The organism is Mucilaginibacter pineti, assembly GCF_900101875.1.
Classification (GTDB): Bacteria; Bacteroidota; Bacteroidia; order Sphingobacteriales; family Sphingobacteriaceae; genus Mucilaginibacter; species Mucilaginibacter pineti.
Map to the genome: position 1 here is coordinate 56,610 of NZ_FNAI01000021.1, position 24,154 is coordinate 80,763.

Consider the following 24,154-nt stretch of genomic DNA (forward strand, 5'->3'; position numbering starts at 1 on the left):
GTAAAGGCTTATTTGTTAAAACGTGTCATGGTAAGTTCAGTACCTATGGTGGCAAAACTTTTCACCATTTCAATGGAGCGATCAATTAATGCCGGCAATTCGGGCTGTTCGTCTTTATCAAAACCGCTCAGCACATAATCAACCTGGCGGCCTTTGGGATAGTTATCGCCAACGCCAAAACGCAGGCGGGCGTAGTTATTATTGCCAAGCGTGGCCTCAATATGTTTTAAGCCGTTATGCCCGGCGGCACTGCCTTTAGGCTTTAACCGCAACGTACCCAGGGGCAGGGCAATATCATCAACAATTACCAACACATTTTCAATGGGGATCTTCAAATCCTGCATCCAATGGTTTAAGGCCTTACCGCTAAGGTTCATAAAGGTGGTGGGCTTTATTAAATGCAGGGTGCGCCCTTTGAACGATACCTCGGTATAATAAGCCAGGCGCATGTTGTAAAACTTAGCGTTCTCCTGCTTTGCCAGCTCATCAAGCACCATAAAACCAATGTTATGCCTGGTATCAGCATACTCGGGCCCTATATTTCCTAAACCAACTATTAAGTATTTCATTTGTGGGGCAAAGATAAAAGACTTTTTTAGGGAGTAAAGACGAAAAGAGCAAGGATAAAGGACTTTTTAAGGAGTAGGGATAAAAGACTAAAGTATAGTGGCTGCAAAAGCACTGATTCGTTTTTGTAAGGATTGAATTTTAAGCAGCAAATCGGCATAATCTGCATCTACGCATAAATTGCACTTTTCAGCTATGATTAATTGTGTTTCCAATTCAAAAGCCGAACCTAAACTTATTGATAAAAAATGTGCAAAATCTTTTTCTGACTTTCGGGCGCCGATCCCTCAGCAATATTTGACGGTATCGAAACGGCTGCCCGGTATAACTGGCTTGAAATTCCAAATTTATGTTCATTCGGAAACTTCTGAGTTAGTTGATAAATGTCCCGGGATAACTCCACGGAGTCAATCCAAATTTTAAGCTGTCTGAAATTGTGTTTTAACATCAAGCGTAATATACATTGCAAATAAATCCTTTGTCTTTTATCCTTTCATCTTTTGTCAAAAAAAAACGCGCCGGGCAAAGCCTGGCGCGTTTTTTTTAAATCAGGGATAAATTATTTTTTACCTGAAGCAGCTTCCTGCTCTGCCTGACGTAATGCGCGTGAAGTAGTTACCGATACGATAGTATCTTCCTGGGCATTGGTAATAGTAAGGTTTGGAAGGTTAATTTCCGCAACTTTTACTGATTTACCTACTTCAAGGGCTTCAATACTTACTTCAATAGCATCTAAATGATCTTTAGGTAATGCTTTGATGCGCAGTTTCCTTAGTTTTTGAACTAATTTACCACCCACTTTAACACCTGGAGATGTACCGGTTAATTTAACTGGGATCTCGATAGCGATTGGCTTTTTCTCGTCAAGCAACAAAAAGTCGATGTGGATGATTTGTTCAGTTAAAGGGTGAAACTGAATATCTTTAATGATAGCCTGTGATTTAACACCTGCAACTTCAAGATCGATGAAATGAACAACCGGAGTATAAACTACGGCTCTCAAATCAGCTGCGGACACTGCAAAGTGGGTTTGAGTTGGCCCACCGTAAAGTACTGCAGGCACAAGGCCTTGATAACGCAGTTCTTTAGCGTCTCTTTTCCCTACGTTCTCTCTTGGAGAACCGCTAATAGCAATTGATTTCATTGTTTTTTATTTATTTATTGTTTAAGCCTCAACCAACCCTCTCCAAAGGAGAGGGCTAAATAAGGAGATCTTTATTCTATTTCACTAAACCCCGTTTATCCAACTCCTCTCCTTTGGAGAGGAGTTAGGTGAGGCTGCTCTTTAATCTACCCTGAACAACTGGCTTATTGAGCCATGTTCGTTTACGTTGCTTATTGCCTTTGCAAAAAGCTCGGCTGTTGATAGCACCCTTATTTTTTCGCTTTGATGTTTCAGCGGGATGGTATCGGTAACTATCAGTTCGGTTAAAGCCGAATTTTCGATGGTTTCATAGGCTTTACCAGATAATACCGGGTGTGTACAAACCGCGCGAACGCTGCGTGCACCACGCTCCATGATTAATCCGGCGGCTTTGGCCAGCGTACCTGCGGTATCGCAGATATCATCAATTAACACAATATCCTGGTCGGTAACATCGCCAATTAACGTCATCGATTCAATTTCGTTGGCGCGTTTACGGCGTTTATCGCAAATTACAACCTCGGCATTAAAAAACTTGGCGAAGCTGCGTGCCCTGTATGAACCGCCCATATCTGGCGAGGCAATGGTTAAATTACCTAAGCCCAGGCTTTTTATATACGGCACAAAAATGATAGAAGCATCGAGGTGATCAACCGGGATATCAAAAAATCCCTGTATCTGCGCCGCGTGCAAATCCATCGTCATGATGCGGTTAATACCGGCTGCCACCAATAAATTGGCTACCAGCTTGGCACTTATGGCAACACGGGGTTTATCTTTCCTGTCTTGCCGGGCCAATCCAAAATAAGGGATAACAGCGTTTACATAATGTGATGATGCACGGCGGGCGGCATCTGTCATCATTAATAACTCCATTAAATTATCGGTGGGTTGGTGGGTACTCTGGATCAGGAAAACATCGCATCCGCGTACCGACTCGTTAAAATGTGGCTGAAACTCGCCATCGCTAAAACGTGAAAGTACTACATCGCCCAATTCGCGACCGTAAGCATCAGCAATTTTTTTAGCCAGTGCTGTTGAGCCTGAGCCTGCAAATAATTTAACCGGATTAAATTGTAAAGGCATTTTTCTTGATTTTGAATTTCGGATGTTCGACTTCGGATTTAGTTAATTTTCAATCCCTTACCAAGGTAAGATAAAATTAACAGCTTCGTTAGCAACAGCCTAAAATACAATTCGGATTTCATTTTTTCTATCGAACCTAAATCCGAAATTGAAAATACGAAATCCGAAATCTTCTTGTTGCCCGACCAGGATTCGAACCTAGACAAACGGTACCAAAAACCGTCGTACTACCATTATACTATCAGGCAATCTCCTTTGGTTTGTTTTTACTCTCCGAAAAGGAATGCAAATATAAGACGATTTTTTAACTCTCAAAACAGAATTTAAAAAAAGTATTTAACAACCTGTTTTACACCCAAAAATGCGTTAAAAAGTGTTAATAAGGCGGTTTTGGTTTCCCCGTCGAGATAGTTTTTATTACTTTCGGCTATATTAAACCTTTTGCTATCGAAAATATCCTGACATGAACTACACTAAATTTAACAATATTTTTGGCTGGATAGCCTTTATCCTGGCTACCCTCACCTACATTTTAACCCTCGAACCATCATCGAGCTTTTGGGATTGCGGCGAGTTTATTGCCTGTATTTACCGCCTGCAAGTGGCTCACCAACCGGGTGCACCTTTGTTCACCATGATAGGCAAGGCCTTTACTTTGTTATCCATGGGCGATACTACCAAGGTGGCTTACTGGGCCAATATGGCATCGGCATTGGCCAGCGGGGCAACCATCATGTTTTTATTTTGGACGGTTACTGCCCTCGCAAAAAAAATACTTGTTAAAAAAGCGGAGGACCTTAATATCACCAACACTATTATTATAATAGGTTCGGGTTTGGTGGGCGCACTGGCCTACGCATGGTCAGATACTTTCTGGTTTTCGGCTGTTGAGTCTGAAGTTTATGCGCAATCGTCATTATGTACCGCTGTTGTATTTTGGGCCATACTAAAATGGGATGCCCACGCCGATGAACCCCATGCCGATAAATGGATAGTTTTTATTGCCTATGTAATGGGGCTTTCCATAGGTATCCACCTGTTAAACCTGCTGGTGATACCGGCAATTGCATTGGTAATTTATTTCCGCAGGGCTAAAAACGCTACTACAAAAGGTACCCTGCTGGCATTTTTTGCCGGCGTTGTTGCTGTAGCATTTGTGCTATGGGGTGTTATACAGTACACCGTTAAAGGTGCAGCCTTTTCCGATCTGCTTTTTGTGAACACCCTGGGCATGGGCTTTGGCAGTGGCGCAGTTGTGTTTTTTGCACTGCTTATTATTACTATAGTTGCTGCATTGTATTACACCATAAAGCCATCTAACCCGGTTATTATTGTTGCCTCGGTAAGCTTTTTATTAGTGCTGGGCATCAGCGCAGGTATAATTGGCATAGTTGCCGGCGTAGTTATTTTAGGCCTGCTGGAATATATTGTAAAAATACGCGAGAGACGTTTTGCCTTAAATACCTTCCTGGTTTGTTTACTGTTTATTTTGTTTGGATACAGCTCGTTTGTGATGATTGTGGTACGTGCCAAGGCCGATACCAACCTGAACAACAGCGACCCGGAAAACGCTTTCTCATTAAATAGCTACCTTAACCGCGATCAATACGGCGATACACCGCTGCTGTATGGTCAGTTCTTCGACTCTACCCCTACCGACCAAACCGAAGGTGCCAACATTTATCGCCGCGGCGAAACCAAATATGAGGTTGCCGGCAAAAAGCTAACTACCATTTACGACAGGAACACGATTTTCCCGCGCATGTTTAGCGAAAAAGCCGGCCATGCTCAGTTTTACCGCAGCTGGACTCACCTGGCCGAGGGCGAAAAACCTACGTTTGCAACCAATCTGGGCTTTTTTGCCACCTGGCAAATTAACCATATGTACACCCGTTACTTTTTATGGAACTTTGTTGGTCGTACCAATGACCTGGATCCTGCAAGTACCGGTTCTTCTATCGATGGCGACTGGATAAGCGGCTGGAATTTCAACAAACAGCTGCCAGCTTCCGTTACCGATAGTAAAAGCTATAACCGCCTGTTCTTTTTACCGCTTATTATTGGCTTATTTGGAATGTTCTTCCATTTTACCCGCGATCAAAAGAATGCCGGTGTTGTTGCCGTACTGTTTTTCTTTACCGGCCTGGCCATCGTGTTATATCTTAACCAGGACCCCAACCAGCCGCGCGAGCGTGATTATGCCTACGCCGGCTCCTTTTATGCCTTCGCCGTTTGGATAGGCCTTGGCGTAGTAGCCATTGCCGATGTATTGAGCAAAAAAATAAACGGTAAGGTAAGCGGCATTATTGCAACCGTGGTATGCCTGCTGGCCGCCCCTATATTAATGGCCAGCCAGGAGTGGGATGATCATGACCGCTCAACCAAGCTTACCCCGCATGATATGGCTTACAACTACCTCACTTCCTGCGCACCCAATGCCATTTTATTTACCTATGCCGATAATGATACCTACCCGCTTTGGTACATACAGGAGGTAGAGCATGTGCGCCCCGATGTACGTATCGTAAACTTAAGCCTGCTGGGTACCGATTGGTACATCCGCGGTATGAAAAACAAGATGAACGATTCGGAGCCTTTACCTATCAGCATGCCGTATAAAAAGTTTGAACCTGGCGTGCGCGATGTAATTTACTTTAACGATCAAAAAATACCGGGTTATACTGAGTTGAAGGATGTTTTTGACTTTATCACATCTGATGATAAGCAAACCATGGTTGAGTACAACAATGGCGAATTTGGTAATTACCTGCCAACCAAAAACTTCAGGATGACCATTAATGCCGATGAGGTTGTAAAAACCGGTTCGGTACCGGCTGCCCAAAAGGATAAAATTGCTCCCGAGATGGATTGGTCGTTCGAGGGAAAATATATTACCAAGGATAACTTGGCTATGATGGATATCGTGGCGCATAACAACTGGAAACGCCCTATTTACTTTGCCGTAACCGTGCCTAACGATAACATGATGGGCCTTGATAAGTATTTATATAACGAAGGTTTTGCCTACCGCCTGCTGCCGTTAAAGCCAGATACCAGCGTTGGCCCGGCTGATGCCGTTAATACAAGCCTCATGTACAATAACATGATAAACAAGTTTAAATGGGGTAATATGAAAACCGCCCGTTACCTTGATCGTGAATCAATGACGATGTTTTATCCGCTGGTAACACGGCTTTACTCCAGCCTGGCCGATAATCTGGAAAAAGAAGGTCATACTGCCGAGGCAAAGAACGTACTTAAAAAATACGACGAGGTGATGCCAAGCACTATAACATCAATGGAGATAGCCGTACGTAAATACTGGCTATCTGAAAGCGCGTACCGTCTGGATGAAATCGCGATAGCAAACCGCCTTACCGAGCAAACCGACAACTATGTAGTTAGCCTGCTCAATTACAGCTATTCGCTTATGCAAGCCGGAGATTCGGGCGTGGATAACCGGGATGTACAGTATGCCATGTCTATGCTAAGCAGCATGGCAAATGCTACCAAAACCCACAAGCAAACCGCGCTTAACGCCAAATTAGAAGCACAACTTAAAGATTATTATAAAAAATTCGGCGTACCACCAACAAGGTAGGCCGCCTACTGTCATGCTGAGCGGAGTGAAGCATCTATTCGTCGACTTGTATTTTCGCTTTGCAAGTTTCAGAACAGATCCTTCGTGCCTCAGGATGACAACCTTAATTAAACAGCAAAAGCGGCTTATGGCCGCTTTTGCTGTTTAATACGCATCTCTTGCGCTCGTTTGTAACGAGTGCTTAACCCGGTCACGCGATTGCATCGCGAAGAAGCGTCGCAGACGCAAGAACATTTTAAGCACTCGTTACAAACGAGCGCAAGGGGCTAAATAGTTTGTCATTTCGAACGAGGAACGAGGAGAAATCTTATACGATATGCATTGAAGCTCTATATTCTGCAGAAGATTTCTCTTTCACACCGCGCTTTTTCCCCACCCCGGCTCTATCGAAATGACAAACTTTTTAGTCTTCCCAACACCTGTCGCTACAAACGAGCGCAAGGATAGGTTACACTGTCATGCTGAACATAGTGAAGCATCTACTCACCGACTTGTATTTTCACCTTGCAAGTATCAGAACAGATCCTTCGTTCCTCAGGATGACAACCTTAATTTAACAGAAAAAGCGGCCATAAGCCGCTTTTTCTGTTAAATTAATCTTTGATCCTTGGTCTAAAAATCCTTATTCCAAAAATCCTTACACCCAGAGATTATCCTTCGTTAACCACACCCATCGAACAGAATTTATCTATACGTTCGGTAACCAGTTGGTCGATGTTTTTCTCGCTGAGGGTTTTGATATCTTTTAGTAATTGTTTTTTAAGGATGGCAGCCATAGCTACGGGATCCTGGTGGGCACCGCCAAGGGGTTCTTTTATAACACCGTCGATCAGTTTATTCTTCAGCATTTCTGTCGAGGTAAGTTTTAGCACTTCGGCAGCGCGTTCTTTATTTTCCCATGTTTTCCAAAGGATGGTTGAGCAGTTTTCTGGTGATATAACAGAGTACCATGAGTTATCCAGCATCAATACCCTATCGCCTATACCAATACCCAATGCACCACCAGATGCACCTTCGCCAATAATAACGCAGATAACGGGCACTTTAAGCACCGACATTTCCAGCAGGTTGCGGGCAATGGCTTCGCCCTGTCCGCGTTCTTCGGCTTCAAGACCTGGGAATGCGCCGGGGGTGTCAATTAAAGTAACTACGGGCTTGTTGAATTTTTCGGCCATTTTCATGAGCCTTAATGCTTTGCGGTAACCTTCGGGATTGGCCATGCCAAAGTTGCGGTACTGGCGCTCCTTAGTGTTCCGCCCTTTCTGATGACCGATGAACATAACGGTTTGGCCATTAAGTGTTCCAAAACCGCCTATGATGGCTTTATCATCACCAACAGTACGGTCGCCGTGCAATTCAATAAAATCATCGCACATCAGTTCAATATATTGCAGGGTATACGGTCTTTCGGGGTGGCGCGAGATCTGCACCTTTTGCCAGCCGGTAAGATTGGCATATATATCCTTTTTGGCGGCTTCCAGCTTTGCTTCCAGTTCGGCAACTGTTGCAGACATGTCCAGCTTGTTTTTGTCCTCAACCTGCTTCACCTTTTCAATCTGCTGTATCAGCTCGGCCAACGGCTTTTCAAAATCAAAAGTTATCTTCATACACTTTATTTGGGGCTGCTAAATTAAACAAATCAAACGGCAAATTTATCAATTATGATTTTGCAATGTTTCCAGCTTTTTTATTTGCCCCGGCGACATCAGGTTACCCGTGCGGAAACAAGCCTGTAAAATTGCGTTTCTGAGCTCGCCATAGTACAATCCCGACCGGTTTGCATAAAAAACAATGGTGCCATCATCCAGCCTCGACCTGCGAAAAAGGCTATCCAAAGCCCGCTCATTACGCACAATAAACACGCCCATCTCCAGCTTTTTGCGTTTTAATTCCTTGGCTATAGCAGCAATTTTTGTTACCTGTACCGGACTAAGGTCAATTTCGGCCTTGAATTTTATTGCCCTTTCGGGCGTGGGGTAATGGTTAATGGGGGCTACCGGGGGCATGCTGTATATATCCTCGCCTTTGAGCAAGGCATCATACTGGCTATCGCTCAAGCTTTTAACCGGCGATTTTTTCAAAGTACTATCAGCAGCCTGCGCCTTCACATGGCCGTAAAAAAATAACATCAATACAAAAATGGGGATAGTTTTTATCATAGGTTACGTTTTTAGGAAAACCCACAACTATCAGGCCATTGAAGGGCGATAAGATGAAAACAATCATTACTCCACCTTTACCACCCTTGTGCGCTGCGAAATTCCGTTTTCGTTAAATGCTTCTATCTGAAAATAATAGGGCAATTCCTTATCCATACCGCTAAAATAGAACTCGTTTTTACCGTAAACCATTATGTTATTGTACAGCTTATTGGGCGCTATTCCCATGTAAATGGTGTAACCGGTGGCGTTATCAACCGGTTTCCATTTAAGCCAGGAGTTGCGGCGCTCGCTGTCGCCACGTAAAACGATCAGGTTTTGAACAGTATCGGGCCTTGCACCTGCACCTTTGCCAAACACCCGGAAACCCGACAGTGCAAATTTACCTGTGGGCATATGTAGGTTTACCATTTTAAGGTAGCGGGCTTTGGCGGGAGTTTTTAGTTCCACATAATCATGCGGTACATCTGTTTTGTTTTTGCTTTTGTCGATAACGGGCTTCCACACCCTACCATCCAGCGAGGCATAAACTATATACTGATGAAAAACACCCAATGATTTACCCAGGAAGGTAGCATCCTGATCGGCATAGTTTATTTGCACAGCGTTTATAGTACTTACGGCGCCGAGATCAGTTTTAAACCATTCACCTTTATTGGCAGTTTTGGCGCTCCAATAGGTTTTGATATCCTCATCTACCGCGTTATTGGCGGTGTAAGCGCCCAGGGTTGATGATACATCTACCGGTTTATTGTAGTTCAGCATCATCCAGCCGGTAAAATTACTTTTCAGATGATCTTCGGCACCGGTGGCTAAGTACTGCGGATAATCGCCGTAAGCAGTGTTGGTGTACAGCACGCCATCGTTATCAAACCCAGCCGGCCAGAAACCTATGCGCCGCTCAAAGTTATTTTTTACCGAGATCCCCATCGTGGAGATGTGCCAGTAATTGCCAAACTTATCCTGCCAGGTTGCGCCATGCCCTGCCCCTTTGGCAAAGCCGCCCAACTTGTACGAAAACGGGTTATGCTTTTGATAAGTGAACGGACCAAGCGGTTTATCGCCAATAAAAACGCCATCGCCGTAGCCACTTTGCTCGGTACCGGGCGCGCCGAATTGCAGGTAATATTTACCGTTGTGCTTATTCATCCAGCCACCTTCCATAAAGGGCAGCAGGAAAACGTTATCGTTATGTTCGCCGAAGCGCTCCCAGCCATATTGTTCGGGATTTAGTTTGATGAGCTCCTTTTTGGGGCCAATCGGGTCGAAGGTTTTACGGTCGATCTCCTGGCCGTACATGGGCAGCGTATTGCTTGATCCGTGGTAGATGTACACCCGGCCATCATCATCGGCAAACATACCGGGGTCCCACGCGCCTACTTTAAAGTAATCTTTGGCTGCTTTCCAATCGTCTTTGGTGGGGTTGGTGCTCATCCAAAGGGTAAAATCTTTATTATAGGTAGATCCTATCACCAACAATGTATCGCCTAAAACCAAGGTGGCGGGGGCGCAGAGCTCATCGCCTTTTACCTGGTTATAGGGGCGCACAAATTTGCGGTAAATAAAGTTCCAGTTAAGCATATCATTGCTCCACCAGTAGCCAAACTGATTAGTGGAGAACAGGTAGTATTTACCTTTGAACAGGGTAATAGTTGGGTCGGCCGTTGCGCGGTGCTTACCCCAGCTTGCAAAGGTTTCAAATGGGGTATAACCATAATCGAGATTGAGCGGGTTACAATAGGTAAGTTTTTTGGATTGTGCGTTTGCATAATGCACATCCATACAGCACAACAAGAGCAATAAAATACGGGCGACTGTTTTCATAGGCTATAAACAGGTTACATTGGTAATAAGGCAAATATCTGTTTTTATAGCTACCCCGCACTACTACATCTGTTTCACAAAACATTCTTTTCGCCGCAGATCAAATAAAACCCAGTTGACCCTAACCTTTCATCAACCTGAAACATTTTATTATTATGTGTTAATAACACAATTAATTTGTACTTTCATTTTTCGTAACCAATTACCGTTTTATGAATAAGAAATACCTGCTGTTTTTCATAGCGCAATTATTTTTTGGCGGCACTCTATTTGCCCAATATCCTAAAATGGATAAGCTATTATACGGGGTGGCTTACTATGATGAGTATATGCCGTACGAAAGGCTGGACAAAGATGTACAGATGATGAAGGATTGCGGCATAAATGTAGTGCGCATTGCAGAATCTACCTGGGGCACGGTTGAACCACAGGACGGTGTTTTTGATTTTACGCATATTGACAGGGTTCTGGCAGCCATGCAAAAAGGCGGTATAAAAGTAATTATTGGTACGCCAACCTATGCCATACCTACCTGGATGGCCCGTAAACATCCCGAAATTTTGGCCATTACACGCTGGGGTCAAAACCAATATGGCCCCAGGCAGAACATGGATATCACCAATACCGATTTTAGGATTTATGCCGAGCGCGTGATCCGTAAAATAATGGAGCATGTGAAAGATAATCCCACAGTTATTGGTTACCAGGTAGATAATGAAACCAAAACGTACGGTACATCTGGCCCCAACGTGCAGGCCTTATTTGTGAAATACATGCAGGCCAAATATAAAACGCTGGATAATATTAACAACATATTCGGTTTAAACTATTGGAGCAACCGCATCAATACCTGGGAAGATTTCCCCTCAATGAACAATACAATCAACGCAAGCCTTTCCTCAGAATTTGCTAAATTTCAACGACAACTGGTTACGCAGTATTTAGCCTGGCAGGCGGCTATTGTGCGCGAATACAAACGGCCAAACCAGTTTATCACCCAAAATTTCGACCTTGATTGGCGTGGCTACTCTTTCGGTATTCAATCTGAGGTTGATCTTTTTGCAGCGTCAAAAGCAATGGATATTGCCGGAATAGATATTTATCACCCCAGCCAGGATAAATTAACCGGGGTAGAGATCTCCTTTGGCGGCGATGTTACCCGCTCAATGAAAGGCGGTAAAAACTATCTTGTTTCAGAAACAGAAGCGCAGGGCTTTCCGGAATGGGTGCCTTATCCGGGGCAGTTGAGGTTACAGGCTTTTAGTCACCTGGCATCTGGTGCCAATATGGTGAGTTACTGGCCCTGGCACTCCATCCATAACTCGGCCGAAACTTATTGGAAAGGTTTGCTTAGTCATGATTTTGAGCCCAACCCTGTTTATAACGAGGCAAAAACCATAGGCAAGGATTTTGACAGGTTGGGCCCGAAGCTTATCAACCTGAAAAAGAAGAACGATGTTGCTATACTATTCAGCAACGAGGCCCTCACCGGGTTTAAAGCATTTGGTTTTGGCGGCGGCTCACAAACCGCCTACAACGATGTACTTCGCCAGCTTTACGATGGCCTTTACCACATGAACGTTAGCTGCGATTTTGTTGACCCAACCAGCCAGAATATCGAAAACTATAAACTACTGATAGTACCACTTTTATACGCAGCCCCGGATAGTTTGCTGCAACGATTAAACCGTTATGTAAAAAATGGCGGCCACATCATCTATACGTTAAAAAGCGGTTTTAGTGACGAGAACGTAAAAGTGCGCAGCACCCACCAACCCGGTATAATTGATGATGCTTGCGGTATTTACTACAGCCAGTTTACCATACCCGAAAACGTGGGCCTTAAAGGCGATGATTTTAACCTAAAACCCGAAGACAAAAAAGCCAATACCTGGATGGAGCTCATTACCCCAACAACAGCCAAAGTGCTGGCTTACTACGATCACCCGGTTTGGGGTAAATATGCAGCCATTACCGAAAATACTTATGGAAAAGGACTGGCAACTTATATAGGCTGCCTTACAGGCAATGCCGTTACCGATAAAATATTGGCAAACGCGGTTAAAAAAGCCGGTCTTTGGGGTGCCGATCAACAATTAACCTTTCCTGTAATTACCAAGTTTGGTGTAAATGCGGCCGGTAAAACGGTGCATTATTATTTCAATTACTCTAATAAGGAAGCCAGCTTTACTTATCCTTACGGTAACGGCAAAGAGCTGTTATCCGGCACAAGCGTAAACAGTAATTCTAATATGTTATTAGAACCCTGGGGCATGAAGATTGTAGAGGTGAATTAAGTTTGCGGAGAAAATAATGGTTATGCTGAGTAGTAAAAATCAGTATATATTGAAGGAGAAATGATAATCGTGTTCCATTAAATCTGCTAATTCCGGCTCAAACCATAATACTTTTTACGCAACCAAAACGCCACGTTAACCAAGGCAATTAAAGCAGGCACCTCAACCAGCGGACCAACAACGCCCGCAAAGGCCTCGCCGCTGTTAATGCCGAACACGCCTATGGAAACCGCTATAGCCAGCTCGAAATTATTACCGGCTGCCGTGAAGGACAGTGCTGCGTTTTGTGCATAATCGGCACCCAGCCATTTGCCGGTTATGAACGTTACCACAAACATTATGGCGAAATAAATAACCAGCGGTATGGCAATAAGCACCACATCAAGGGGGATCTGTACGATAAGTCCGCCCTTTAAACTGAACATAACCAGTATGGTAAACAACAGCGCAATAAGTGTAAGCGGACTTATTTTAGGGATAAAATAGTTAGTATACCATATATCGCCCTTTATTTTGCGCAAAATATACCGGGTTAAAAAACCGGCTGCAAAAGGAATCCCCAGGTAAATGAACACGCTTTGGGCTATTTGCATTATGCTGATGTTTACCTGCAACCCGGCAATGCCAAAGTACGGTGGCAGTATGGTAACAAATACCCATGCAAACAGGCTGTAAAAAATCACCTGAAAAATACTGTTAAAGGCAACCAGCCCCGCGGCATATTCGCGGTTACCGCCTGCAAGCTCGTTCCATACCATTACCATGGCAATACAGCGGGCCAAGCCAATCATAATAAGGCCCGTCATATAAGCCGGATGGTTTCGCAGAAAAACTACCGACAATAAAAACATCAGCACCGGCCCTATAAGCCAGTTCATGACCAGCGAAAGGGAAAGTATTTTAACATTGCTGAACACCTTGCCCATTTGCTCAAACCTAACCTTTGCAAACGGTGGGTACATCATTAATATGAGCCCAACGGCTATAGGCAGATTGGTTGTCCCCGAACTGAACGAATTGATAAACCCCTTTGCCGATGGTATAAAATAACCTAAGGCAACGCCCATGCCCATGGCTAAAAATATCCAAAGGGTAAGGTATTGATCTAAAAACGAGAGCTTTTTACGCTGGGTTGGGTTACAGTTATTGGCGGTCATAAATTACATTTATATATTGCGATGTAGCAATACAATGAAACAAAAAAAATCAACAGCAGTTTTCAGGAAAGTTTACGGTTGTAAAGAAAGTACTAAGTGTATCGGCATATTGTTTCCATTTCACCTGGTCAATACAATAATTCATAGCAGTGCCCTCGATGGTACCTTTTATCAGGCCGGCTTCTTTAAGCTCACGTAAATGCTGCGAAGTGGTGGGCTGGGCAAGGCCAAGCACATCAACCAGGTCATTACCAATGCAGGCGTTGGCCTTTATCAAATGCTCAATTATAGCAATACGTGCCGGATGGGCAAGCGCCTTAAGCATTTTGGCCAGTTCGTTTTGAGCCTCGGTAAAGTTTTCTGTTTTTGTTAAACCCATTGCAAGCAATATTACGGTTAAAGCGGTTAAAAATCAAACGCGGGTTAAATGTGCGTATTAATGAAGTTTGCGGCGTAAGTTTTAATCATGTCGCGCACTTTCCTAAACTCGTCCATTACCTCGTCGTCGGTACCGGTTGCCTTTGCCGGGTCGGGGAAGTTTTGGTGGAAACGCAGGGCTTTTGATGGAAAATACGGGCAGTTTTCCTTTGCATTATCGCAAACGGTAATGATCAAATCAAACGGAATGGCCATATATTCATCTACATTGTTTGAGGTGTGGTGCGAGATATCTACCCCATCTTCGGCCATAATTTTTATGGCTTTGGGGTTTACGCCGTGAATTTCTACCCCGGCGCTGTATACCTGCGCCTTATCGCCGGCAAATTTTTGCAGGTAGCCATGTGCTATCTGACTGCGGCAGCTGTTGCCGGTGCATAGTACTAATATATTCTTCATTGGTTAATAATTAGCAGCAGCCACCACCGGGAACACATACCGGGGCAATTGCCATATTTTTTAATTCTATTTTAGGTTTTTCGCTTGCGGGTGTGCAGCATTCTTCGCCGGTGGCGGTGGTACCGCAGCTGCCGCCACGTTCAAGGGCTTTGCACTGCACACTATCGGGCCTGAGATCAATAATTAGGTTTCCGCCGTTGGCACCGATAGTATTCGGGTACATTTGGCGGGTATCAAATTCCGAGTTACCAAACTCTATTTTAACAGTACCCAGCGGGTTTAGCGGAAGCGTTTTTTCAACCAGGTTAATTATTGACAGCGCTTTGTTTACCTGCATTGCGCGGTCCTGCTGCTGATTTACGGGTTCCCATAATTGTATGATAATTTCCGTCCATCTGTTCATTTTGCCGCCGCAATCAACAGATGTAATAGGTGCCTGTTTAATTTCGGTGATGTGGTATGATGCATCAACCCACTTGTTTTCGGCGTATTGAAATTGCAGGTCAAGATCGGGGTGCAGTAACAGCTGATTTTTAAAATCGGCCCAGTTTATGGCTTCGTGATTGTTCATATTGCTATGGTTAAATACTATATTGCAATATTACGATTAATAATTAAATAGAAAAGGAAAAATTTTTTTTTTGTTGAGATAGGGTGGAAAAGAATTTATTGAGTTGACATCAACAGGTTGATATTCAATTGCACTATCAAGAGTTAACCCTCCTACCGTTGGATTCCCTATGATGAAACACCAAAAAACCTCATCATTTATCATTCGAAATTCATTATTCGATATGCACATGCTGTTACTCCCGTATAGCACCGTATAATACCTTTCGCCTTTAACCTTTTACCTTTCCTCCTTTCCCCTTAAAACCGTATCTTTGCGCGCAAATGATTGCTATAAATAACCTTACGTTTGAGATTGGTGCGCGGGCCCTTTACGATGAAGCCAACTGGCATATAAAACCCGGTGAAAAAATTGGTTTAATAGGTGCCAATGGAACCGGTAAAACTACCCTCTTAAAAATTATTGTAGGCGACTATAAACCTACATCGGGCACCATATCAATGGCTAAGGACCTTACCATGGGTTACCTTAACCAGGATTTGCTGTCATACTCATCTGATAAAAATATTGTGCATGTGGCAATGGAGGCTTTTGAGCGCCAAAACCAATTACATGACGAGATAGAAGTCCTGCTTAAAAAGCTGGAAACCGATTATACCGAAGACCTGTTACACAAACTAAGCGATAAACAGCATGAGTTTGAAGTGCTTGACGGTTACAATATTGAATACAAGGCACACGAAATTTTAGCCGGTTTAGGTTTTAGCGAAGCTGATTGTCAGCGTAAGCTAAGCACTTTCTCGGGAGGATGGCGCATGCGTGTGATGCTGGCCAAAATCCTGTTACAAGCGCCGGATATCCTGCTGCTGGATGAGCCTACCAATCACCTGGATTTACCATCTATCCAATGGCTGGAAGATTACCTGAAGGCATTTAACGGCGCTATCATCATTGTATCGCACGATAGGTGGTTTTTGGATAAGGTGATCAACCGCACGGTTGAATCGCGCAAGGGCAAGCTGAATGTTTATGCGGGTAATTACACTTTCTATCTGGAAGAAAAGGCCTTACGTGCCGAGATCCAGCGTGGCGAGTTTAAAAATCAACAATCGAAAATAAAACAGGAAGAACGTTTAATTGAGCGTTTCCGCGCTAAGGCATCCAAGGCAAAAATGGCGCAGTCGCGTATTAAAATGCTGGATAAACTAGAGCGTGTTGACGATGTTGATGATGATAACCCGGAGGTTAACTTCAGTTTTAAATTCAGCAGGCAATCTGGCCGCCATGTAACTACTTTAGAGCATATCACCAAAAAATATCCTGCAATTGATATCCTGGACGATGCCGAGGCTATTATTGAAAAAGGCGACAAAATTGCACTGATTGGTGCCAACGGTAAAGGTAAATCAACCCTGTTACGTATTGTAGCAGGCGCTGATAAAGAATTTGAAGGTACCGCCGTAACCGGCCATAACGTTACACAAACATTTTTTGCACAACACCAGCTGGAGAGTTTACACCTGGAGCACCAGATTCTGCAGGAGTTGCAGTCATTTGCTCCAAAGCATACTGATACGGAGTTGCGCTCTATATTGGGTTCGTTTTTGTTTACCGGCGATGATGTGTTTAAAAAGATCAAGGTATTATCAGGAGGTGAAAAATCACGCGTGGCTTTAGCTAAAGCGCTTACTGCCGATGCTAACTTCCTGGTACTGGATGAGCCTACCAATCACTTGGATATGGCATCAGTAAATATCTTGATCCAGGCCTTGCAACAGTACGAAGGTACGGTGATCGTTGTATCGCACGACAGGTATTTCCTGGATAATGTGGCCAACAAGATCTGGTTCATTGAAGATCAAAAGATCAAACAATATCCGGGCACTTATGCCGAGTATGATGTATGGAACGACAAACGCAAGTTGGAGCCTAAAGCGGCCGTGCCTGCGCCTCAACCTAAAAAGGAAGAGAAAAAAACAGAGCCGGTTAAGCAGCAAAATGGTGGCGAAAACAAGCACCAGCAGCTTAAAAAGTTAAACCAGGACCTTTCAAAAATGGAAGAGCAGATTGCCGAACTTGAAAAAACGGTTAAGAACCTGGAAACCAAACTGGCCGATACCAAAATTTATAACGACAGCCAAAAGCTAAAAGAAACCAACACTGCCTACACCCAAAAGCAAACCGAGCTGAAACAAATTCAGCAAAAATGGGAAGCCCTGGCCGAGCAGATCCTGGAACTGGAAGCGTAATAGCTTTTATAATTTAATTTGTCATGCTGAACGTAGTGAAGCATCTGTTTTACGACTTGCAAAGTCAACAATAGATCCTTCGCTACGCTCAGGATGACATTTTTGTTATCCGACTTTTATATCTTAGTCGTATATAATTGCCATTGCGAGGTACGAGCAATCTCAGAGGACAGGTAACGAACCTTGCGTATGAGATTGCCGCACTACGCTCGCAATGACATTTTTGTTATTATTTATATCTTAGTCCTATGAAAATCGTCGTTGCGAGGTACGAAGCAGTCCCTAACACTATAGGACAATCCTCCATAACCAGGTTAAAAAAGGCCTGTCACCCTGAGCCTGTCGAAGGGTTGAGCGCAGAGGCCCTACACACCATGCTTCGACGAGCTCAGCATGACAGCCTTCCAGAATTTTCAAACATCAGCTCTTGTTCAATATCTACAGATTTTCACATCCGCAATAACGTGTGGCTTTCAAAGGTGATATTATTATTCCTCCTTACATTCCTCACCCTCCGATCCTTCGCCCAAACGCCTTACGATAATACCGTTTACAACACCGCTATAAAAAGCGTTGAGTTTTATAACACCCGCAAGCAGGGCGATTTCCCGGTGATAAATTTAGGAACAGACGAGAAAGTGCTGCTGGCCTTTGATGACTTGCGCGGGGGCAGTCGCACTTACAATTATACTATTGAACATTGCGATACCCGCTGGAATTCATCCAACCTTTCGCCGGCCGAGTATCTGCAAAGCTTTCAGGACGATCGGCTGTATACCTATACCTACTCCACGGGCACCATGCAAAAGTATACGCATTATGAGCAGCTTGTCCCCAATAATAACATCGCCCCCAAAATATCGGGTAATTATATTTTAAAAGTTTATGAAAACGGCGATCAGAATAAACTGGTGCTTACCCGTCGTTTATACGTGCTGGGCAAAAGGGTAAATATAGCGGCGAATACCATCGCATCGCCAAATACGCAATTACGCAAAACCAATCAAAAGTTAAATTTTACGGTTGATTATGGCAGCCTGCCCGTCCAAAATCCATCGGCCAATGTGCGCACCTTTGTAATGCAAAATGCCCGTACCGAAACCGGAATCTTAAACACACAGCCCACCAACATCAAAGGATCGGTGTTGGTATTTAATGATGTGAGCATTAACGATTTTCCAGGCCGTAACGAGTTCAGGTTGTTTGATACCCGTACGCTTAAATTAAACTCGCAGCGGGTTGCACGCATTTTTAAGGATACGGGCAACGTTGTTGTGCTATTAGCCGACCCCGTTCGCGACAATCCGAACTATGTGCTTTATTATGATAACAACGGCAAGTTTTTCCCCCTTAACTCCGACGGGGTAGACCCGCGTACGGATGCTGATTATACACACACCTATTTTACATTGGCAGCCAATCGTCCCGAAACTTCGGGTAGCCCTTATATAGTGGGCAGGTTTAATGATTATAAGCTGGATGAGCACAGTGAGCTCACCATTGGCGACGATGGCAAATACCACATTGAACTGCTTTTAAAACAGGGCGTATATGATTACGAATACGTTTGGGTTGATGCCCAAACCCACAAAGCCGACGATGTACCCATGGAAGGCAGCCACTTTGAAACCGAGAACGATTACCAGCTATTAGTTTACTACCGCCCACCCACAGCCCGCTGGGACGAACTGGTAGGCTTTGCTGAATTGAATACGGTGAAGTAGATTGGGGCCGGTTGGTCGTTCGACTCACCCCGCCGGCACTACGTGCGGCCGCCCTTTCTCAGCTTCGCTGGAAAGAGGGCGGGGAAGTTTTTTGGCTTTTCTGTTAGATATCTACTTGCGCTCGTTTGTAACTACAAGTATTGGGAAGATAAAATTTTAGTAAAAAGGTTGTCATTTCGACGAGCCTGCATGGGAATTGCGTGTGAGCGGCAAGGAGAAATCTTCTACGAAAGGCTAAGTTCAATTGCATATCGTAGAAGATTTCTCCTCGTACCTCGTTCGAAATGACAACGCTTTTTATCTTCCAACACTTGTAGGTAAGGGCCGAGCGATGGCGGGGACGGGGAAACTATAATATCAAGCCAATCCATCCCCTGTTCAAGGCTTGCCGTTGAGAGGGTGACCGAGCGTAGCGATGGTCGGATGAGTCCTCTGCGGTTAGCGCTGGATTGCATAACACCCAACAGCAATTAAAGCTTTAAGCCCTTTGCTTTCCGCCTTCAGCTTACTCCCTAATCCATCATCAGCCTTCTGATCAGTTCGGCACTTTGTTGTTTGCCCTCTTCAAGCCTGCCGGCAAAAAATGATTGGGTATCGTTAAAATGTTTTTTGTAGCCGTTCATATCGCCATGACCAATAATTGACGACCATTCTCTTACCGCCGAATGAAATTCCAAATCATCGCCACGAATGGTTTTATCATACAGGGCGGTTTCTATTGATTCTTCCAGCAGGTCTTCGTTTTTGAACAGGTATTCGGCAATGCCCAAACGCAGGCGGAAAGGCGGCGTTTGGCAAATAAGGTTATCGTAAGGGTTTACGCCAAGGTGGTACCAGGCATCAACCATACTCAGGATGCTCAGGTGCGAATTTGGTTTTTGCTGCTCAGGCTTTTGCGATAGCGAAAATTCCTTCATCACGGTATCATTAAGCATAATAGGTTTGCGGCTTTCGTGAAAAACAAAATCGCGGGCGCGGTACAGGCGCTCCCTGAAAGCCGCAGCCTCCTCCTTTATCATCAGCTTAAACAATTCCGATTCTGATTCGGCATAGCGTTTTACCTGTTGCTTAGCGTAAGGGTTAAGGATGGCCAACCCCGCATAAACGTGGGCCTTGTAGCTAAAAATACGCAGCGTAGTAAGGATCTTTACATTATCTATACCGCCTATGTATGATGCGTTTTCCCAGGGGAAAAAACCGGCAGATTTCCAAGCCGTACCCATACTCTCAAAACCAACGTGGGTTACGGCCTGGGTATCGGCAACAATTTTATCGTGCTCATGGTAATCGGCAATTTCCACAATGTCTGATCCTATGGCGGTGAAGAGGTCATACATGCGCTGGTAAGCTTCGGCAGTAGCGCGGTACGGGATAAGGATCAGCGTTTGGCCGCGGGGTTCAAAACCAGGGCCGTGCATACCATGAAAAGTAATGATCTGCGCATCGGCAGGCAGGTGTTTTTCAAAGGTGGCAATCTCGGGGGTTTTAACAGATGTTTGGCCGGCAACTATAGCGCCGTACTTTGTAGCCGGACCGCACTCGGCCACTACCTGTTCCATTTTATCGGCCTCAACAGAATATATAATAAGGTCGTTGGTACGGGAAACGTCGCTGCCGCTATCCAGTATTTTAATGCCGAAAGGGCTCAGTTCATCCTCCAGTTTTTCACGATTGGCGGGCAAATCGCAGCCGCAAACCGTGTAACCCGCTTTGGCAAAAGCCTTTGCGTACAAACGCCCCATATCTCCTAAGCCAATAATGCCTATATTCATACTGCTAATATAACCATGAGTAGCAAAATTCCGTATGAAAGCTTACATTAGCCAAAAGAAACAGCAGTAATTTATAATAAAAACCTTTAAAATACTGTTTTGTTAACATTGGATACCTAATTTTACCTTGATGAACAAGCATTTAATATTCCGTATCTCAGTTTTAATATTAATTATTTTAGGCAGTAATAATTATAGTTTTGCCCAGGATAGTACAAAAAAGGCAGGCGCTAAGCCTGCTGTTATAAAACCGGTTGTAAAATATAATGCAGCTTTAAAACCAGCCGTTCCGGGTGCCCCGGCAAAGTATAACTACGCCCAGCCCCGCCCTACTGCTGCCGATTCGGCTTTGGCGAAAGATAAATCGCTTAACGGGCAGTACCAATATTTGCTAAGTAAATTGTTCCATTATCAGCAGCCGCTGGCATCGGCCCTATGGAAAAATATGCGGGATACGCTAAACATCGAACGTAAAAAACTTGCCGCTGCCGAAGCCAAACTGACTACACAAACCCAGGATATTACCGGCTTAAAAGCCGATGTGAGCACCAAAGATCAAACCCTTTCTGAATCAAACGCCAAACGCGATCAGATAAACCTGATTGGTATTCCTTTTACAAAGGCTACTTATAACCTGCTGATGTGGGGCCTTGTTATTGTTTTTGGGGTGATAGCCGCCATTGTAATTGCCCGCTCGGGCGCGCACAGCCGCGAAGCCAAATACCGCATAAAACTATACAGCGAGCTGGACGAGGAATACAAAACCTACAAAGCCAAAGCCAACGAAAAGGAAAAGAAACTTGCCCGCGAACTGCAAACCGAACGCAACAAGCTGGATGAGTTGTTGGGCAGAGGATAGGTATTGGATGTGCAGATTTCAAATTTTAGATGTGCAGATGTAACACCCTCGCAAAATCAGTTGTTGCTATTGCGAGCAATAGCATAAAAGGGTGTCATGCTGAGCCTGTCGAAGCATAGCGGGCAAAGGCCTCTCCGCGCGCCCTTCGACAGGCTCAGGGTGACAGGCCCTTTAATAAAACCCGCCACAGATAATTGAGCTTAATAATTTTTCTAAACTCCCCCATGAATAATAACGAACTTTTAACCCTCATAACCCGCCTGCGCTCTGTTGCTGATATTGGCCTGCTTTATGCCAAAAACGAATACGACATTGAACGCTATACCGAACTGCAGCAAATTGGCAACGAGATGCTGGATAAGGTTACCGGCTGGGGTGCCGATGCCATAAAGTTCAACTTCCCCATAGCTGCCGATTATCCTACTGCAAAAGTTGATGTGCGGGGTATAGTGCTATCGGCAGATAATAAGGTGCTACTGGCGAAGGAAAGTGCCGATGGCCGTTGGTCGTTACCCGGCGGCTGGGCCGATGTTGGGTACAGCCCCAGCGAAGTGATCATTAAAGAGTTTCAGGAAGAAACCGGGCTTGATGTGGTACCCGAAACCTTGCTGGCTGTGTTCGATAAGAAAATGCATCCGCATCCGGCGCAACCCTGGTACGTGTACAAAATGATCTTCCATTGCAGGGCGGCATCGCTAATCCTTAACAAAGGTTTCGATGTGCTGGATGTGCAGTATTTCGACGTGGATAACCTGCCCGAAATATCCGAGGACCGTATCCTGAAAAGTCAGATCATAACCCTCTGCCAAAAGATCATCGCCGGCGACAAGTCAACTTTATTTGATTAACTGCTGACGCTCGCTGACGACCTACTGACGACTCGTGACGAGCTACTGACGGTTGCTGACGACGTACTGACGGCTACTGACGAATTGTATTAAGTTTAATTATTGTAGCGTATCGGCACCACCGGTAAGGGTTGGCAACGCACGTTTTTCTGGCGGTAATGCCTGGTATTTTTGGTAGGATTCTTTTACAAACATCGCCACCGATTCGCCGTTATTATCCTTCAGCAAAGCATAAGTAGGCCTGTAAAGCGACATAAAGTTAATTAACTCCCTGCCCCTCAATGGGATCAGGCTCATTACATAAGTATCGGTATACACTTGGTCAACCTCGCGTTGCTCTTCTTCGCGCTTAAAGTATCTCTTTAACCTGCGCGCATCGCGTCCGCTTTTACCAAACCAGGTAGATGGCGAAAAGGGATAAACCTTACTGCGGGTGTAAATTTCGGGATACTCCTTATGCGGGTCAAACACCTCTTTTTTTGCCGATATGTTAACCTCTTTTAATGATATGGTTTGCGTTTTAAGGTCGATACGTTTTGGTCTTAAATCTGTTACATACAGTGTATCAGACACATATCCCGGAGAATTAAATATAAGCGTATGGCCAGTTACGGTCGCAATAGAAAAATTACCGTTTTTATCGGTGATGGTTATCTGCCGGTTATTGTTCATGTCCTTTATAAAAACATCGGGCAACCGGGTAGATTTACCATACTCATAAACGGTACCTTTTAAGTTGTTTTGTGCACTCGCGGTACCCGCAAAAAAAAGGGCGGCAATCCATATCAGATATTTAGGTTTCATGGTAGATGATTTAAACTGTAAATTAAACCTATTTGAAGTATTATAGTTTGAAATTTAACACTTTTAACTGTTTAAACCACATTAATGACAAATATGTGAGGTTAAGCCGCCATGGCTGTACGGTTAATTAAATATTCGCGATATTTTTTATCTTTTTAACTAACTTTAATTATGGCTTCACCCACTATGGCTTTCATGCAATTTATACGCGGCTATTTATTGCCGTTGCCGGGTGTTACCGAGAGCATGCACTTTGAAGATCCTGCCTTTTATGTAAACGGCAAGATGCTGGCTATTGTAAAGGTTAAGGACTATATGCTGTCTATCCATACTATCGAGCGTGATAAATGGATGACCGCCGATCCGCATACATTTTTTATAACGCCGCATTTCATCAACTATAAATACATGTTGGTACGGTTGGAAACCGTATCGTTAGCTGATGTTAAAGAACTGATCATCACTGCATACGTTACCCGTGCCACCAAAAAGCTAATAAAGGACTATGAGGAAATGAAACTAAATGGCGATTTGAATGATAAAACAGATGACTAATAGCTAATTACGATTTCCAATAATAAATTTTCCAACTTATTAAAATTATTTAAAAAGTTGTATATATTTACTGTCAGCTATTATCCCCAGCAAACACCAC

21 protein-coding genes and 1 tRNA gene are annotated in these 24,154 nt (G+C 44.2%); 7 read left to right on the forward strand and 15 right to left on the reverse strand.

Annotated features, from left to right (window positions below; translation table 11 throughout):
- Window positions 1-8 precede the first annotated feature (8 nt).
- The 6 genes from pth to BLS59_RS28615 all read right to left on the reverse strand — a co-directional run bounded on the left by pth (window position 9) and on the right by BLS59_RS28615 (window position 3,045).
- On the reverse strand, window positions 9-569 hold the full coding sequence (gene pth / locus BLS59_RS28595; protein WP_091156495.1) for an aminoacyl-tRNA hydrolase: 561 nt from the start codon (window positions 567-569) through the stop codon (window positions 9-11).
- An 87-nt stretch (window positions 570-656) separates the two neighbouring features.
- Complete coding sequence (locus BLS59_RS32750; RefSeq protein WP_394330857.1) at window positions 657-782, reverse strand: four helix bundle protein; 126 nt, start codon at window positions 780-782, stop codon at window positions 657-659.
- A 20-nt stretch (window positions 783-802) separates the two neighbouring features.
- Window positions 803-1,015 carry a four helix bundle protein gene (locus tag BLS59_RS32345; RefSeq protein WP_240315368.1) on the reverse strand — a complete coding sequence of 71 codons (213 nt, stop codon included), beginning with the start codon at window positions 1,013-1,015 and terminating at the stop codon, window positions 803-805.
- Between the two features lie 111 nt (window positions 1,016-1,126).
- Window positions 1,127-1,711, reverse strand: a complete 585-nt coding sequence (locus BLS59_RS28605) for a 50S ribosomal protein L25/general stress protein Ctc (RefSeq protein WP_091156498.1) — start codon at window positions 1,709-1,711, stop codon at window positions 1,127-1,129.
- 141 nt (window positions 1,712-1,852) lie between these two features.
- Window positions 1,853-2,797, reverse strand: coding sequence for a ribose-phosphate pyrophosphokinase (locus BLS59_RS28610; protein WP_091156502.1), 945 nt, complete (start codon window positions 2,795-2,797; stop codon window positions 1,853-1,855).
- A 177-nt stretch (window positions 2,798-2,974) separates the two neighbouring features.
- Window positions 2,975-3,045: transfer RNA gene (locus BLS59_RS28615), tRNA-Gln, on the reverse strand.
- A gap of 215 nt (window positions 3,046-3,260) precedes the next feature.
- Between BLS59_RS28615 and BLS59_RS28620 the strand changes: the two genes are divergently transcribed.
- Complete coding sequence (locus BLS59_RS28620; protein ID WP_091156505.1) at window positions 3,261-6,398, forward strand: protein O-mannosyl-transferase family; 3,138 nt, start codon at window positions 3,261-3,263, stop codon at window positions 6,396-6,398.
- A gap of 650 nt (window positions 6,399-7,048) precedes the next feature.
- Here the strand turns inward: BLS59_RS28620 and BLS59_RS28625 are convergent.
- The 3 genes from BLS59_RS28625 to BLS59_RS28635 all read right to left on the reverse strand — a co-directional run bounded on the left by BLS59_RS28625 (window position 7,049) and on the right by BLS59_RS28635 (window position 10,381).
- The gene (locus tag BLS59_RS28625) at window positions 7,049-8,005 is read right to left on the reverse strand and encodes an acetyl-CoA carboxylase carboxyltransferase subunit alpha (protein ID WP_091156509.1); all 957 of its coding nucleotides are present in this window, start codon (window positions 8,003-8,005) and stop codon (window positions 7,049-7,051) included.
- Between the two features lie 48 nt (window positions 8,006-8,053).
- A complete protein-coding gene (locus BLS59_RS28630; RefSeq protein ID WP_091156512.1) occupies window positions 8,054-8,557 on the reverse strand; it encodes a hypothetical protein in 504 nt (167 codons plus the stop codon).
- Between the two features lie 66 nt (window positions 8,558-8,623).
- The gene (locus tag BLS59_RS28635) at window positions 8,624-10,381 is read right to left on the reverse strand and encodes a family 43 glycosylhydrolase (protein ID WP_091156515.1); all 1,758 of its coding nucleotides are present in this window, start codon (window positions 10,379-10,381) and stop codon (window positions 8,624-8,626) included.
- Window positions 10,382-10,593: 212 nt separating this feature from the next.
- Between BLS59_RS28635 and BLS59_RS28640 the strand changes: the two genes are divergently transcribed.
- Window positions 10,594-12,678, forward strand: a complete 2,085-nt coding sequence (locus tag BLS59_RS28640; protein ID WP_205411383.1) for a beta-galactosidase — start codon at window positions 10,594-10,596, stop codon at window positions 12,676-12,678.
- 86 nt (window positions 12,679-12,764) lie between these two features.
- Here BLS59_RS28640 and arsB read toward each other — a convergent pair whose 3' ends face one another.
- From arsB to BLS59_RS28660, 4 genes are read right to left on the reverse strand one after another with little or no spacing between them, the layout of a single operon-like run.
- The gene (gene arsB, locus BLS59_RS28645; protein ID WP_091156519.1) at window positions 12,765-13,835 is read right to left on the reverse strand and encodes an ACR3 family arsenite efflux transporter; all 1,071 of its coding nucleotides are present in this window, start codon (window positions 13,833-13,835) and stop codon (window positions 12,765-12,767) included.
- Window positions 13,836-13,884: 49 nt separating this feature from the next.
- Window positions 13,885-14,214 carry an ArsR/SmtB family transcription factor gene (locus BLS59_RS28650; RefSeq protein WP_091156522.1) on the reverse strand — a complete coding sequence of 110 codons (330 nt, stop codon included), beginning with the start codon at window positions 14,212-14,214 and terminating at the stop codon, window positions 13,885-13,887.
- A gap of 44 nt (window positions 14,215-14,258) precedes the next feature.
- On the reverse strand, window positions 14,259-14,672 hold the full coding sequence (locus tag BLS59_RS28655) for an arsenate reductase ArsC (RefSeq protein ID WP_091156526.1): 414 nt from the start codon (window positions 14,670-14,672) through the stop codon (window positions 14,259-14,261).
- A gap of 10 nt (window positions 14,673-14,682) precedes the next feature.
- Window positions 14,683-15,243 carry a DUF6428 family protein gene (locus BLS59_RS28660; RefSeq protein WP_091156531.1) on the reverse strand — a complete coding sequence of 187 codons (561 nt, stop codon included), beginning with the start codon at window positions 15,241-15,243 and terminating at the stop codon, window positions 14,683-14,685.
- Between the two features lie 323 nt (window positions 15,244-15,566).
- Here BLS59_RS28660 and abc-f point away from each other — a divergent pair, with 323 nt between their 5' ends.
- Complete coding sequence (abc-f, locus tag BLS59_RS28665; protein ID WP_091156534.1) at window positions 15,567-17,492, forward strand: ribosomal protection-like ABC-F family protein; 1,926 nt, start codon at window positions 15,567-15,569, stop codon at window positions 17,490-17,492.
- A 248-nt stretch (window positions 17,493-17,740) separates the two neighbouring features.
- The gene (locus tag BLS59_RS28670; protein ID WP_240315369.1) at window positions 17,741-19,216 is read left to right on the forward strand and encodes a type IX secretion system plug protein; all 1,476 of its coding nucleotides are present in this window, start codon (window positions 17,741-17,743) and stop codon (window positions 19,214-19,216) included.
- Window positions 19,217-19,728: 512 nt separating this feature from the next.
- On the opposite strand, the gene BLS59_RS28675 is transcribed toward BLS59_RS28670, so the two are convergent.
- Window positions 19,729-20,988, reverse strand: coding sequence for a prephenate dehydrogenase (locus tag BLS59_RS28675; RefSeq protein ID WP_091156541.1), 1,260 nt, complete (start codon window positions 20,986-20,988; stop codon window positions 19,729-19,731).
- A gap of 130 nt (window positions 20,989-21,118) precedes the next feature.
- Between BLS59_RS28675 and BLS59_RS28680 the strand changes: the two genes are divergently transcribed.
- Complete coding sequence (locus BLS59_RS28680; protein ID WP_091156545.1) at window positions 21,119-21,847, forward strand: hypothetical protein; 729 nt, start codon at window positions 21,119-21,121, stop codon at window positions 21,845-21,847.
- Between the two features lie 224 nt (window positions 21,848-22,071).
- Complete coding sequence (locus BLS59_RS28685; protein ID WP_091156548.1) at window positions 22,072-22,695, forward strand: NUDIX hydrolase; 624 nt, start codon at window positions 22,072-22,074, stop codon at window positions 22,693-22,695.
- Between the two features lie 99 nt (window positions 22,696-22,794).
- Here the strand turns inward: BLS59_RS28685 and BLS59_RS28690 are convergent, their stop codons facing one another.
- Window positions 22,795-23,499 carry a peptidase associated/transthyretin-like domain-containing protein gene (locus BLS59_RS28690; RefSeq protein ID WP_091156551.1) on the reverse strand — a complete coding sequence of 235 codons (705 nt, stop codon included), beginning with the start codon at window positions 23,497-23,499 and terminating at the stop codon, window positions 22,795-22,797.
- Between the two features lie 171 nt (window positions 23,500-23,670).
- Between BLS59_RS28690 and BLS59_RS28695 the strand changes: the two genes are divergently transcribed.
- Window positions 23,671-24,054 carry an MmcQ/YjbR family DNA-binding protein gene (locus BLS59_RS28695; RefSeq protein ID WP_091156554.1) on the forward strand — a complete coding sequence of 128 codons (384 nt, stop codon included), beginning with the start codon at window positions 23,671-23,673 and terminating at the stop codon, window positions 24,052-24,054.
- Window positions 24,055-24,154 lie beyond the last annotated feature (100 nt).

Coding starts and splice junctions, on each gene's coding strand:
- pth (WP_091156495.1), bottom strand. CDS start 569: ATGAAATACTTAATAGTTGGTTTAGGAAATATAGGGCCCGAGTATGCT.
- BLS59_RS32345 (WP_240315368.1), bottom strand. CDS start 1,015: ATGTTAAAACACAATTTCAGACAGCTTAAAATTTGGATTGACTCCGTG.
- BLS59_RS28605 (WP_091156498.1), bottom strand. CDS start 1,711: ATGAAATCAATTGCTATTAGCGGTTCTCCAAGAGAGAACGTAGGGAAA.
- BLS59_RS28610 (WP_091156502.1), bottom strand. CDS start 2,797: ATGCCTTTACAATTTAATCCGGTTAAATTATTTGCAGGCTCAGGCTCA.
- BLS59_RS28620 (WP_091156505.1), top strand. CDS start 3,261: ATGAACTACACTAAATTTAACAATATTTTTGGCTGGATAGCCTTTATC.
- BLS59_RS28625 (WP_091156509.1), bottom strand. CDS start 8,005: ATGAAGATAACTTTTGATTTTGAAAAGCCGTTGGCCGAGCTGATACAG.
- BLS59_RS28630 (WP_091156512.1), bottom strand. CDS start 8,557: ATGATAAAAACTATCCCCATTTTTGTATTGATGTTATTTTTTTACGGC.
- BLS59_RS28635 (WP_091156515.1), bottom strand. CDS start 10,381: ATGAAAACAGTCGCCCGTATTTTATTGCTCTTGTTGTGCTGTATGGAT.
- BLS59_RS28640 (WP_205411383.1), top strand. CDS start 10,594: ATGAATAAGAAATACCTGCTGTTTTTCATAGCGCAATTATTTTTTGGC.
- arsB (WP_091156519.1), bottom strand. CDS start 13,835: ATGACCGCCAATAACTGTAACCCAACCCAGCGTAAAAAGCTCTCGTTT.
- BLS59_RS28650 (WP_091156522.1), bottom strand. CDS start 14,214: ATGGGTTTAACAAAAACAGAAAACTTTACCGAGGCTCAAAACGAACTG.
- BLS59_RS28655 (WP_091156526.1), bottom strand. CDS start 14,672: ATGAAGAATATATTAGTACTATGCACCGGCAACAGCTGCCGCAGTCAG.
- BLS59_RS28660 (WP_091156531.1), bottom strand. CDS start 15,243: ATGAACAATCACGAAGCCATAAACTGGGCCGATTTTAAAAATCAGCTG.
- abc-f (WP_091156534.1), top strand. CDS start 15,567: ATGATTGCTATAAATAACCTTACGTTTGAGATTGGTGCGCGGGCCCTT.
- BLS59_RS28670 (WP_240315369.1), top strand. CDS start 17,741: ATGAAAATCGTCGTTGCGAGGTACGAAGCAGTCCCTAACACTATAGGA.
- BLS59_RS28675 (WP_091156541.1), bottom strand. CDS start 20,988: ATGAATATAGGCATTATTGGCTTAGGAGATATGGGGCGTTTGTACGCA.
- BLS59_RS28680 (WP_091156545.1), top strand. CDS start 21,119: ATGAACAAGCATTTAATATTCCGTATCTCAGTTTTAATATTAATTATT.
- BLS59_RS28685 (WP_091156548.1), top strand. CDS start 22,072: ATGAATAATAACGAACTTTTAACCCTCATAACCCGCCTGCGCTCTGTT.
- BLS59_RS28690 (WP_091156551.1), bottom strand. CDS start 23,499: ATGAAACCTAAATATCTGATATGGATTGCCGCCCTTTTTTTTGCGGGT.
- BLS59_RS28695 (WP_091156554.1), top strand. CDS start 23,671: ATGGCTTCACCCACTATGGCTTTCATGCAATTTATACGCGGCTATTTA.